A 13,041-nucleotide genomic window follows, 5' to 3' on the forward strand; every position below is an offset into this window, starting at 1 on the left:
TATGCTCGTAATTGCAAATCTAGTGTTCGGTCAGTTCTACTGCTTCTTCCATATTCACAGATACAATGCGCGATACACCAGGCTCATGCATGGTGACACCCATTAATTGTTCTGCCATTTCCATCGCTATTTTGTTGTGAGATATATAAATAAACTGAACATGCTCACTCATAGCGTGCACAAGGCGCGCGTAACGGCCAACGTTGGCATCGTCCAACGGCGCATCAACTTCGTCCAGCATACAGAAAGGCGCTGGACGCAAACGGAATATAGAAAAAACAAGCGCAATGGCGGTAAGCGCTTTTTCACCACCTGACAATAGATGTATGGTGCTATTCTTTTTACCTGGTGGTCGCGCCATAATGGCAACCCCAGTATCCAATAAATCGTCACCCGTTAGCTCTAGGTATGCGTGTCCGCCACCAAATACTTTCGGGAACAGTTCTGCCAAGCCAGCATTCACCTTGTCAAAGGTCTCTTTAAAGCGCGTTCGTGTTTCTTTATCGATCTTACGAATGGCGTTTTCTAGGGTCTCAAGCGCTTTTTCTAAATCTTCATTTTGCTTATCAAGATACTCTTTACGCTCGGCTTGGGTTTTGTATTCTTCAATGGCCGCTAGGTTAATGGCACCTAAACGGGTAATGCGTTGCTGAATTTTTTCTAACTCCTGCTGACAGGCTTCAATAGATACACCTTCTGCCAGGTTTTCTAGAATCGATTCAAGCTCAAAATTTTGCTCTGCAAGCTGTTCTTCGATACCCACACGACGGGTATGAATGGTTTGATATTGCATACGCGATTGTTCTAGTTCAGAGCGCACATCATTGGCTTTTTGTTCAAGCTGCTGACGCTTCTGTTCAATTTCGCGTATTTCTGCTTCTACCGTCTCCTTCTTAGAACGAGAGGCCTTCATTAATTCTTCTACGTCCAAGCGCTGCTGCATCATTTCTTCGTACTGCATTTTCAGCTCTTCGACTGGGTTATCACCCTGTCCGCGCTCTTCAATTAACGCATTCTTTCGTTCTTCTTGCTTGCGTTGCTCGTCTTTATAACGATTAATAGCATCCACCAAGGTTTGCTTTTGATGCTGCAAGGTTTGAACTTTTAATTGCTGCTGGTGAGCATGGTCTTTTTCGTGACGTGCACGCTGACGAGCATGGTCTAGTTTTTCACGATAACTATCACGTTGTTCTAAAAGGTCCTCACGCTCAGCGTTAAAGCGCTGCATATCATCCAGTGCTTGCTGCCAATTGATACGGGCCTCTTCGAGGTTTTCTTGCTCGGTAGCCTTATATTCTTTTTGCTCTTCAATTTCGCTTTGCAATTGGTTGCGACGATTCACTTCTTGTTCCAAGCGCACTTTTTCCGCATGGATTTTCGATTTGTGATCGCTTAATTGCTGCGACGCCGTATTCAATTCTCGCTGTGCGTTTTCACGCTGCTGCTCTAAGGTATTGATACGCAGTGAAGTGGTTTCTAAATCCACTTCCAATTCTTCCACTAGCGCTTCTAAATCATCTTCTTTAATCGCTAGTTCTTCTAACTCTTGCTTACGAGCTAAAACACCGGCTTGATCATCATCGCCTTTTTTAACGCGAATCCAATTGCTGCCCAACCATACACCGTCTGGTGTAATGAGGCTTTGACCTGCTTGTAATTGACTACGTTTTTGAAGTGCTTCTTCAAGCGAACTGGCACAAATAACAGAATCTAACCAATGGTTGTTTAAGCCAGTCACTTTATTAGCAAGACTATCTGCATTTAACTGAGTCGATTGGCTGGCTTGCTTATCAACCAGTGTAATTTCACCGGATTGCAGATGATCTAAACGCTGTGCGTAATCATCTAAACGGTCGACTACAACCGATTGCAATTGCTGGGCTAAAACCGTTTCAACCGCTTTTTCCCAACCGTTTTCAACTTCCAGTTGATCGGCCAAGCGTGGTTGATTGTGCAGTTGCTGACTTTGCAACCAGCGGCCAGTTTCACCTTCTGTTCCCAATGCCGCTTGCTGTAGAGCTTCAAGTGAAGACTTTCGCCCCATCACACTTTGCAATTGGTTACGAGAATCGCTCAATTGCTGTGATAATTGGCTTTGTTTTTCACGGGCTTGCTCTATCTGATCTTGATACTGCGCTGCTTCTTGCTGTTGTGCTTCAAGCTTTAATTCTTTTTCCGACAGCTGCTCATCAAGCATGGCCAACTGTTCGTCAGCTTCATCACCAATCTGTAAATTAACTAACTCATGCGTAAGGCGATCGATGCGCTGACTAATACGGGAAATACTATTTTCAAAGTGCTGGATTTGGGACTTGTTCACTTCGGCGGCACGTTGTGGCTCAGCACTTTTTTCGTTAAAGGCTTCCCAACGCTGCTGCCAATTGTTCATAGCTTCTTCAGCGGCGACGAGTTCTTCTTGCGCACCCTCTTCTTGAGCTTGCATAAGTTCGCTTTCAGGCTCTAGTGCTAACAAGTCTTCTTCTACTTGTTCAAGGCTCAGCTCATCTTCTTGCTGTTTCTGTTGTAATTCAGCAACCGTACTGGCAACTTCTTGCAAGTCATTATCTAACTGCAAAGAACGCTGACTTTGAAATTGAATGCTTTGTTCTACTTGACCAATTTTACCGCCAAGTTGATAGAACTGTGCTTGAACCTTTTCGAACTCATCGGTTAAATCAACAAGTAAAATACGTTTTTCTTCGATGCCTGCATCGTCTTCCACTTGAACAGTCACTACTTGCTCAAGAGCCAATTCATGCTCAGCGATGACTTGATTGATTTGCTTAAGTTCGTCATCCATGTTTTTCCAGCGCATGGCTAGAAGCTGACTTCTGGTTTGACGTTCTTCTTGTTTGTATTCTTTGTATTTTTCTGCAGACTCGGCTTGGCGCTTTAATCGGGAAAGCTGACGGTCTAGCTCTTCGCGAATATCAGTTAAACGCTCAAGGTTTTCAGTGGTACGACGAATACGGTTTTCGGTTTCTTTGCGACGTTCTTTGTATTTTGAGATACCCGCGGCTTCTTCAATGTAAACACGCAGCTCTTCTGGCTTAGATTCAATCAGCTTAGAAATCATGCCTTGTTCGATAATGGCATAACTTCTTGGACCTAAACCGGTACCTAAAAATAAATCGGTAATGTCACGGCGACGACACTTGGTGCCGTTCAGATAATAAGTAGATTGACCATCGCGGGTCACTTTACGTTTCACCGCTATTTCCGTGTATTGAGCGTACTCCCCTTGCAGCTTGCCCTCTGAGTTATCAAATACCAACTCGATGCTGGCTTGGCCCACCGGCTTACGACCCGTAGAACCGTTAAAGATAACGTCGGTCATGGCATCGCCACGAAGGTTCTTTGCAGAGCTCTCACCCATTACCCAACGGACCGCATCGATGGTATTGGATTTACCACAGCCGTTCGGGCCGACGATACAGGTCAGATTGGTAGGAAATGGAATTTTGGTCGGATCAACAAATGATTTAAAACCGGCCAATTTAATGGACTTAAGTCGCACTGCTACGCCCCTTTTATAGTTTTTATTGCTCTAGGGCATCCATCATGATGCTAAGTAGGTGGTCGCCATAATCTTGGATGGCTTTCTCAACTTTTGGCAAATCACGTTTAACCACGCCTTCAAGCAATTGGCCAAAAAACGTCATACTGTAGCCCAGAGCATTGCTATCTGAGGTAATGGCCATGTGATAAGCGCGATGGATGGCTGGTTGCAAGTCTTCAAGAATACTTTCTAAATAAGGATTTTCCGCTAAAGGATAGGCCATACGCATTAGATCAAAACCGGCGGCCACAACACGTTCTGGTGCCTCTGGGTCGTTACTATTAGCGATAGCGCGGATTTTGTGAAGCTGTTCAATAAGCGGATCAAGCTGACCTTCTTTCCAGACTTCAGCTACTTTGCGGCCTAACACCACAAGCAAGGTAATATAGGTTTCGTACAAGGCACTTACGTTGACCTTGTTCAATTCGGCGACCATGGCGCCACGACGCGGTAAGATATCGATCAGATGACGGCTTTCTAAAATAAGCAAGGCTTCACGAACACTGCCACGGCTAACTTCTAACTCTGTAGCTACTTTGAGTTCTTGAATACGCTCTTTGGACTTTAGCTTACCGGTTATAATTTGTTCACCAATATGCTGGGCGATCTGTTCTGCCAAACTTTCCGGTGCCTTAAAGCTCATAAGCCCTTAAATCCTGTACAAAATCCAACCAATTACTGACCCAACCCCCATAGATAAGGGCTATGAAAAGCAGTTAGTGTACCACAACTATTTGCTTTGACTATGCTTATAGAGGCCTGTTTGTGAAGGGGTTTTACGGTTCGTCATTCATGGACGGCGCTTATCTACCTATCGAAACCAAACAACTTAAATTACAGTGAGAACAGCCTCCATGACTTCGCTTTTGTAACAAAACCATGCACTTTGGAACATGTAATCCTATGTAGATACCCTACATCGCATGCACAAAACTGGTAGACTCGTCTCAACGCTGCTCATCCATTTGCATTTCATAGCGACAAACCAATGAAAGACTCGCAACCCAACATCACCAGTATTCAGCTACTTGCCTCTCACGCTGATTATTCATTAATGAATAATTTAAACTGTGACCCAGACGCCACCCAAGATGGTATTGATCATCAACCTAGGCAGGTTTTTTCTGGACATTATGTACCTGTAAAATCAACCCCCATTGAAAACCCTGAATATGTGGCACACAGCCATACTTTATTTAGCGAGTTAGGGTTGGCGGATAGCCTAACCACCACAGAGGATTTTACTCGCCTATTCTCGGGAGATCTTTCGTTGGTTCCCGCTCCCATGCGACAAACTGGTTGGGCCTGTGGTTATGCGTTGTCGATTTATGGTACTGAATATACCCAGCAATGCCCTTTTAGAACGGGCAATGGTTATGGCGACGGTCGAGCAGTTTCGGTACTAGAAGCGGTACTGAATGGTCAACGCTGGGAAATGCAATTAAAAGGCGGTGGGCGCACGCCTTATTGTCGTGGTGCAGACGGTCGTGCGGTTTTGCGCTCCAGCGTGCGTGAGTTTTTAGCACAAGAACACATGCACGCATTAGGCGTTCCAACTTCGCGCTCTCTCAGTTTATATGTTTCGAAAACCGAAACCGTTAAGCGCCCCTGGTATTCCGAAGGCTCTCATTCGCCCGACCCAGATCAACTCGTATTAGAACCGGTGGCCATTAGTACCCGTGTGGCACCGTCGTTTATTCGCGTAGGTCAATTGGAACTCTTTGCACGTCGTGCAAGAAAACAAGAACACGAAAATGCTCTGCAAGAACTTCAACAGCTTGTATTGCATTTGATTGATCGAGAATACAAAACTGAAATCGATCCAACATTGGATCTATCTGAAAAAGTCATTGCTCTGGCTAGCGCGTTTCGTCAGAGACTGACTAAGTTAATCGCCAACTGGATTCGAGTTGGTTATTGCCAAGGCAACTTCAATAGCGATAACTGTGCAGCCGGTGGCTTTACACTGGATTATGGTCCATTTGGCTTTTGCGAAATATTCCATCCGTTGTATCAACCCTGGACAGGCGGTGGCCAACACTTCTCATTTATGAATCAACCATTAGCCGCAGAACAAAACTTTAAGTCCTTCTGTTCAGCACTCATGCCTTTAATCGTCGATGATGAAAAAGCACAGGCGCAACTAAAAGACATTGAAAATGGCTTTGCTTCCGTCATGCAAACAGAAATGGAAAACATGTGGGCTGCCAAACTAGGACTGAAAACCTTTGATACAGAACTCTTCCAAGAATTAATGGCTTTAATGGTAGAAACCCCAGTGGATTACACACTATTCTTTAGAGCGCTATCAAGCATTCCCGAAGATATCACACCGCTTATTGGCAGCTTCTATCGCACAGACGAAGAACTGACCCTGCGCTGGGGGAAATGGCTAACAAAATGGCATTCGCTTATCGGTATCCATTCCGAAAACCAAGATAAAAATGCGAAGCTATTGCGCGACAAACTCTCTAAAGCGATGAAACAGGTTAACCCCAAATACACCATGCGTGAATGGTTTATCGCACCGGCTTATCAGCAAGCCGCTAAAGGAAATTACGAATTAGTAAAAGAACTGCAAACGGTTTTAACCCATCCGTACGATGAGCAAACCGAAAAAGCAGATACGCAATACAACAAACGCAAGCCATCTGAGTTTTTTAATCTTGGCGGGGTTTCTTTTTATAGCTGTTCGTCGTAGCGAAGCTATTATAAATCAATTAAAAAGCATCAGCTTAACTTATAGGTTTCTGCAACACCCATTATTTTAGCAAGCCGTATCAACAGTTGAGAGAAAGCAGGATTGGCAGCGGTTATTCGAGAAAAGGCCCTAGCAGTACTTGTTGTCGGGCCTTTGTTATTGGCGACTGCTGTGGATTCGACGACGGTAGTTGCAGGTTAAAGCGACTACATCAAATCCAAAAACCTTAAACCTGCCTAAGGCTTCCATCCCCGAGGCGGGGGTGGCGGAGGTGTCATAAGCTTTCTTTTCCGCTCAGTATAAGAATCATTACTTAGCTGAACATCATTAAATATAGCGATCGGCGGCCTATAAACAAACAACGCATGTAGTAGATATTTATAAATTTTGATCAAGACTTTTGTTCTATCTGCGAACAAGCTCATCGAAGCATTTGGTTCTGGCTCTGTCTCGGAGGCCTCACCAATGAGGCCTACCAAAACCTTACTATTTGGTCTTCGGGGGTCATCAAAGTATCGGCAAACGCCCAGCATAGGAAGCCAACTCTTCATAACTTCTGTAAATTCATCATTTTCAGCTTTATCCTGCAATACCCTCACAACAATTTCATAATAGATGTTTTCGTGAAATGCCTCACAGCCATTATAACTAAACTCATAATTCTGAACGTGAGGGTTTTCTAGATGCGTTGCTATATTGAGTATATACCGCCCACCGTTCATAAAGAGATTGATTGAAAAACCAATCATAATAAGGATAGTGACCGTTCTAAAAGCGTTAGAAACAACACTGACCTTCCTCTTAGACCACACTTCGTTTCTATAGCGCTTTAAAAAGCGAGTAGAAAAAATTACTAGTACGGTTACGAGACATAACAAAGCAATCGCTATAACCGTATACTGGATATGGAATATTTCATAAATTGTATTGAATATCCAAAAACCCAGCCAAGTCGCAGTTAACGCAAGCAGTGTAAACAAGAGCCCCAAAAAGATTCGTGATAATATTTTCATGCTGTCATTCCTTGTCAACATCATTATTCATTGACGCCAATGCGCTTTTGGATAACCAGCCTGATATTGCTATACAGAATGGTTCATATTCCTCATTTTTGTTATCACAATACACTTCCCGCAATGTCGAATCACTGATATTGACGATACTGATATTGTCCGTATAAGGTTTCTTATAATCACTGCCGTGATACCGCCACTGCTGAGCATAATCTATATCGTCATGATCAATTATAAAATATCTATCAGATCCAATAGTCAGCGCAGGCCCTATTGTCGACAAGTACTTTGTATCTAAGTGTGGGTGAATTTCACCAATGATATTCTCATCCATCAATGGCGACCCTTGCTTTAAGAAAACTGCGTTTTCGTGATATTTTTTTGATTTCTCGACAACTCGTATACCCGGAATATGTGTTTGGTATCCTGGATAATTTTCCCTTGGCTCGGTGCGTAAGTATTCACCGGTAGACAAGTCATAAAAATGCATATCCCCCAAGGGGACAAGTACAAGATTTTCAGAAGGATATATTTCAATGCGGGCTTCAGAGCGACGACTCGGCTTATATGAATAATCCGACATGATTGGCTCTTGGCTTTTAGATTTCAAATCATACTTAAACAAATTGAAATCTCTATCATAAAAATAGACAGTTTGACTATCAGGCGACCAAAACACCTTAGAATGTTCATCAATTTTATTAACGCTATGCTCAACTTGTCTATTTTCCATGTTGATTAATAGGAAGTTATAAAGATAGCTTTCTCGATACATCAACGCTAAATACTTACGATCAGGTGATAAATACATTGGTCCTTCTATATCGATAGACTTAACACCCTTAAATAGTTTTGAGATCTCGTCTTCACTAAAAACTTGCTCAACTTTAGTACCCTCAAGATTAATTCTGTAGATACCTGGAATTGAGTTGTAATCGCGACTTTTCGCCATAGAAAACATCAAGTAGGGTTTGTTTTCCCACGCTAGATCTTGTTTCTCTATTATTGGAGTATGTAGCTTATAGACCCCCCATCGATATCGATCCTGAAATTTAGTCTCAAATTGCTTAGGTTTATTATTTGAATCAGAGGATGGTGGTATGCACCCAAAAAGAAAGGCTGAAATAGCCAATATGCAGAGAGCATTCAAGAGGTTCTTCATGATAATCCGTTATCTCATATTACGTATTAATTCCCACTCCCAAATCTGACATTCAAGCACTACTCAAACATCAGCAAGAGATCAATAGCTGATCAGAATAATGTATTTCATTACTCAATAGTACCTTTTAAAGGTGATAATCATGATGTTAGAGAGTTTATTTGAACTATGTAACAAAAAATCAAAACCTTGCATAAATGATTCTATAATTTAGGCAGTATAGAACCGAGCCTAGGTTCTCGGGCCTTTGTTATTGGCGGTTGCTGTAGGGTTAGGGATGATTGTTTAAGAAAAGCTATTGATTAATTTTATATCTGATCGGTGTATTTACGTTATTGCACTATGCATAAATTGAGGGTTTACCAGCACTGTAGTCCCTGCATGAACTTCTTCTTATTCGTAGTGACTCCACAAACGCAAAACTTTCACTACCTGCTCTTCGTCGATGACTTGATAAACTAATCGATGTTGAATGTTAATGCGCCTTGAGTAAGCGCCTGACAAATCACCAATTAACTTCTCGAATGGCGGCGGCTTGCGGTAGGGATCCTCAGCAATCAAGGACAGCAGCTCTTGGGCTTTGGGTTTAAGACCACTGGAGGCTAATTTCTTCGCATCTTTTTGGGCTTGCTTAGTATAAACCAACTTCCATGTCACCAGTCCAGCTCCTCATCGCATTCATCCACTGGGGTATCCATCCCCTCACGTATTGACTCCCGCATACCAGGAACCGATAGCAAATAAAGGGTTTCCTGAATAGCGGACCAATCTTCTTCAGAAATCAAAACCGCCTTATTGCGCTTGCCAGTAATCACGATTGGCTGATGTGACTCTGCCGTCTCGTCAATCAAACGATAAAGATTACTGCGCGCCTCTGTAGCTGTAATACCTGCCATGACACACCTCAAAGTGTTCAACCTTTGCACAATTGTACGCCATTACGTACGTTCGTCAAGACGTACTGAATTGATTAAACTGATGTTTTTGATATAGATATAAGCTTTTAGGAGAGGTAGATGCCGGGCGACGACTTTGGGATATTACTTGACTAGGAGCTAGCTTGCGAAGGGAGCTTCAAATGCTCGCCCCTCCATAGCCTGACGAACATCATGGGAGGTCATAGTTAAACTCCTCACGTTGTACTTCTTTGGGTAAGATACCTGAATTAATGCCAAGAATATCATCTTCAAATCCGGTACAGTACTTTTGAGCGATGACTTTGTCTCGATTTAGAACCAATAAACCAGAATACTCTGACTTGCTCCATTGCCCATCACCAACTTGCCGTGAATTGCACATAACGTCATAAAGAACATAGCTATAATCACCATTTTGGAATCTTAACCTGCTCATTCCACCACCCGGGCAAAATGTGCTGCTAAAAACAGGAGAATTCAATTTTATTTCGACTTTATCTTCTTTCCCATAAATGTAATTAACAGTGGCATTGGGTGTTAAACAAGCTGATACGTTTTTATTTCCCATTTCACAAGAAAAGATGACTCTATCTTCTACATTGCACATGTTATTTCCAAAAACAGAGAAACTCGCTACCAATAAAGTCGGTAAGAGATATTTAGATTTCACTGAAAGTCTTCTAGAAAATGCACATCGCTTAGTGGAAGTAATGGAACTAAAAATAAGTTGCAGGTGTGCTCGATTTTTCATAAATGCTAGGGTTCTCCATTGGCAACTATTTATTCGATAATATCTCATTCTGCATGTCTTTTCCTCGGACTTCTAGTATACCAAGCCTCGATACTCATCACTCTAGAAACTGGCGCAGATAGCCTTCGTAAACATTTATCTAAGGACACTCGTCTCTAACTTCAAAGGCTCATCTAGCACTATTTGAGCCTCCTTTCTCGCTTTTTGGATGCCTTGCTTTAAATCTTCCGGTTTTATTGACCCTTATCAATTTTCTATTTTTTTATATAGGGTGCCCCTTGAATATCCATTAATCGCTCCTATTTATTAAGCAAACGAAGTCGACTTTACGTTTAACTAGATATGACATACATGATTAACAAAGACTGATTGCGAGACTTTGCAGTAATTGGCCATGCGCAATCTTTTTAACTGAACTTTGAGTATATAAAACTCAGGAGGCTGATTATGAAATTAACAACTTGGGATCCGTTCCGTGAAATGGAAGCTGTTTTAGATCGCTACCGCCCTGCCCGCGGCGTGGCCTCTAATGAAGAAATAACACGCAGTGATTGGTATCCAAGCGTGGATGTTTCGGAAACCGATGCGGCGTTCCACATTCACGCTGAATTACCCGGTGTGAAGAAAGACGATATTAAAGTAACGGTTCATGATGGCATTTTGACCTTGAGTGGTCAGCGCGAAAATGTTCATGAGCAGAAGGATAAAAAGGTACATCGCGTAGAGCGCAGTTTTGGTTCTTTCCGCCGCAGCTTTACCTTGCCAGATAATGTGCAAGGGGAAGATGTTCAGGCGAACTTCCAAGACGGTGTACTTGAAGTGGATATACCTAAAGTGGAAAAACAAAAACCGAAACAAGTGGAAGTCCAAGTGAAGTAAAAACGTCACTGGATGGAATACTAAAAAGACAAAGGCTGCTTGCTTCTCTCATGGAAGCAAGCAGCCTTTTGTTTTTTCGCTCTCTATTAAAGCGCTATTTATTTAAGCGCTCTTTCATCAAAGTATCAACCACGCTAGGATCCGCCAGCGTGGAGGTATCGCCTAAATTGTCGCATTCATTGGCGGCTAATTTACGCAAGATACGGCGCATGATTTTACCGCTTCGGGTTTTAGGTAAGCCCGGTGCAAATTGAATCAAGTCGGGCGTCGCTATTGCGCCAATATCCGAACGCACCCAGTCTTTTAACTCTTGATTTAGCTCTTCGCTAGGTGACGTTCCGACCATTGGCGTGACGTACACATAAATCCCTTGGCCTTTGATGTCATGAGGGTAACCGACCACGGCGGCTTCGGATACTTTAGGGTGCGCCACTAACGAACTTTCGATCTCGGCAGTCCCCATGCGGTGGCCTGATACATTCAGTACGTCGTCTACTCGACCAGTTATCCAGTAGTAACCGTCTTCATCGCGGCGCACACCATCACCAGAAAAATATTTACCCGGGAAAGTTTTGAAGTAGGTATCGATAAAGCGCTGATGATCGCCATAGACCGTGCGCATTTGTCCAGGCCAGCTATCCAGAATACACAGAGCACCATCAGTGGCGCCTTCTAGTATATTGCCTTCGTTATCCACGACCGCCGGTTGTACGCCCGGCATAGGTTTCGTCGCAGAACCGGGTTTTAAATCGGTCGCTCCCGGTAACGGGCTGATCAGAATACCGCCGGTTTCCGTTTGCCACCAAGTATCAACGATAGGACAACGTTCGTCACCCATGGTTTTAAAATACCATTCCCACGCTTCTGGGTTGATGGGTTCACCCACGGTACCCAAAAGGTGCAGGCTTTTACGGCTTGTACCTTCGACAGCTTTATCGCCATGGGCCATCAGCGCACGAATGGCGGTAGGTGCGGTATAAAGAATATTGATTTGGTGTTTATCCACCACTTGGGCCATGCGGTTAACACCGGGATAATTAGGTACCCCCTCAAATAAGACGGTGGTGGCAGCATTGGCTAGTGGACCATAAATCATATAGCTATGACCTGTAATCCAACCTACGTCAGCAGTACACCAATATATATCACCGGGCTTATAGTCAAACACGTATTGGTGAGTAAAGGCGGCATACACCAAATAGCCACCCGTGGTATGCAAGACGCCTTTGGGTTTTCCGGTACTGCCAGAGGTGTAAAGAATAAACAATGGATCCTCTGCATTCATGGCTTCCACTGGGCATTCGTCTTTTACATTCTTCAGCGCATCTTCGTATTTTACATCGCGCCCTTCTACCCAGTTTACGTTAGCTCCGGTACGAGTAACGACGAGTACTTTTTCCATACACTCGGTACCGGCTTTACCTAATGCTTCGTCCACGCTGGCTTTGAGTGGAATGGTTTTGCCACCGCGAATACCTTCATCGGCGGTAATTAGGAATTTACTATTACAGTCTTCGATGCGACCCGCCAAGGCGTCAGGACTGAAGCCACCAAAGACCACACTATGTATGGCGCCGATCCGCGCGCAGGCCAACATGGCTAATGAAGCTTCAACCACCATCGGCATATAAAGCGTAACCACATCGCCCTTTTTTACGCCCATATCTTTTAAAACATTGGCGAAGCGACTTACGGCTAAATGCAGGTCCGCATAGCTGAGGGTTTTGTCGTCTTTCGGATCATCCCCTTCCCAAATAATGGCGGTTTGTTCCGCTTTATCGGCAAGGTGACGGTCTACGCAGTTATAGCAGACGTTTAACTCGCCATCGTGGAACCATTTAATGTGTAGATCTTTTTCGTCGTAACTAACGTCTTTTACTTGAGTGTAGGGCTTGGACCAATGCAGGCGTTGGCCATGCTCACGCCAGAATCCTTCCGGGTCATTGATGGAAGCCTGATACATGGCCTCGTAATCTTCTTTATCAAGATGAGCGCGATCTGACCAACCGGACATCACGGGATGTAGCTTCACTTCGGACATAAGTCTCTCCTGTCTTCT

10 protein-coding genes are annotated in these 13,041 nt (G+C 43.6%); 2 read left to right on the forward strand and 8 right to left on the reverse strand.

The features are described from left to right. Positions 1 to 19: 19 nt before the first annotated feature. Together smc and HF888_RS10905 are read right to left on the reverse strand one after the other, a co-directional pair. Positions 20 to 3,517 carry a chromosome segregation protein SMC gene (gene smc, locus HF888_RS10900; RefSeq protein ID WP_007017359.1) on the reverse strand — a complete coding sequence of 1,166 codons (3,498 nt, stop codon included), beginning with the start codon at positions 3,515 to 3,517 and terminating at the stop codon, positions 20 to 22. Between the two features lie 22 nt (positions 3,518 to 3,539). After that, positions 3,540 to 4,202, reverse strand: coding sequence for a GntR family transcriptional regulator (locus tag HF888_RS10905; RefSeq protein WP_007017360.1), 663 nt, complete (start codon positions 4,200 to 4,202; stop codon positions 3,540 to 3,542). A 345-nt stretch (positions 4,203 to 4,547) separates the two neighbouring features. Here HF888_RS10905 and HF888_RS10910 point away from each other — a divergent pair, with 345 nt between their 5' ends. Then, positions 4,548 to 6,260 carry a protein adenylyltransferase SelO gene (locus tag HF888_RS10910; protein WP_007017361.1) on the forward strand — a complete coding sequence of 571 codons (1,713 nt, stop codon included), beginning with the start codon at positions 4,548 to 4,550 and terminating at the stop codon, positions 6,258 to 6,260. A gap of 236 nt (positions 6,261 to 6,496) precedes the next feature. Here HF888_RS10910 and HF888_RS10915 read toward each other — a convergent pair whose 3' ends face one another. The 5 genes from HF888_RS10915 to HF888_RS10935 all read right to left on the reverse strand — a co-directional run bounded on the left by HF888_RS10915 (position 6,497) and on the right by HF888_RS10935 (position 10,022). Continuing rightward, positions 6,497 to 7,273 (reverse strand): hypothetical protein, encoded by a 777-nt coding sequence (locus tag HF888_RS10915; RefSeq protein WP_007017362.1) that lies wholly within the window; start codon positions 7,271 to 7,273, stop codon positions 6,497 to 6,499. 4 nt (positions 7,274 to 7,277) lie between these two features. Next, on the reverse strand, positions 7,278 to 8,435 hold the full coding sequence (locus tag HF888_RS10920; RefSeq protein ID WP_040297559.1) for a TolB-like translocation protein: 1,158 nt from the start codon (positions 8,433 to 8,435) through the stop codon (positions 7,278 to 7,280). A gap of 393 nt (positions 8,436 to 8,828) precedes the next feature. Then, the gene (locus tag HF888_RS10925) at positions 8,829 to 9,092 is read right to left on the reverse strand and encodes a Txe/YoeB family addiction module toxin (RefSeq protein ID WP_007017364.1); all 264 of its coding nucleotides are present in this window, start codon (positions 9,090 to 9,092) and stop codon (positions 8,829 to 8,831) included. After that, positions 9,089 to 9,331: a type II toxin-antitoxin system Phd/YefM family antitoxin gene (locus HF888_RS10930; protein ID WP_007017365.1), complete on the reverse strand. Its 243-nt coding sequence runs from the start codon at positions 9,329 to 9,331 to the stop codon at positions 9,089 to 9,091. Before HF888_RS10930 ends, HF888_RS10925 begins: the two co-directional genes overlap by 4 nt. 211 nt (positions 9,332 to 9,542) lie before the next feature. Continuing rightward, positions 9,543 to 10,022 carry a hypothetical protein gene (locus HF888_RS10935; RefSeq protein ID WP_133308432.1) on the reverse strand — a complete coding sequence of 160 codons (480 nt, stop codon included), beginning with the start codon at positions 10,020 to 10,022 and terminating at the stop codon, positions 9,543 to 9,545. 528 nt (positions 10,023 to 10,550) lie between these two features. On the opposite strand from HF888_RS10935, the gene HF888_RS10940 reads away from it, so the two are divergent. Then, on the forward strand, positions 10,551 to 10,982 hold the full coding sequence (locus HF888_RS10940; protein WP_007017367.1) for an Hsp20/alpha crystallin family protein: 432 nt from the start codon (positions 10,551 to 10,553) through the stop codon (positions 10,980 to 10,982). Positions 10,983 to 11,076: 94 nt separating this feature from the next. On the opposite strand, the gene acs is transcribed toward HF888_RS10940, so the two are convergent. Continuing rightward, entirely contained in the window at positions 11,077 to 13,023 is a 1,947-nt protein-coding gene (acs, locus tag HF888_RS10945; RefSeq protein WP_007017368.1) for an acetate--CoA ligase, read from the reverse strand. Positions 13,024 to 13,041 lie beyond the last annotated feature (18 nt).

It is taken from the genome of Bermanella marisrubri, from assembly GCF_012295615.1.
Lineage (GTDB): Bacteria > Pseudomonadota > Gammaproteobacteria > Pseudomonadales > Oceanobacteraceae > Bermanella > Bermanella marisrubri.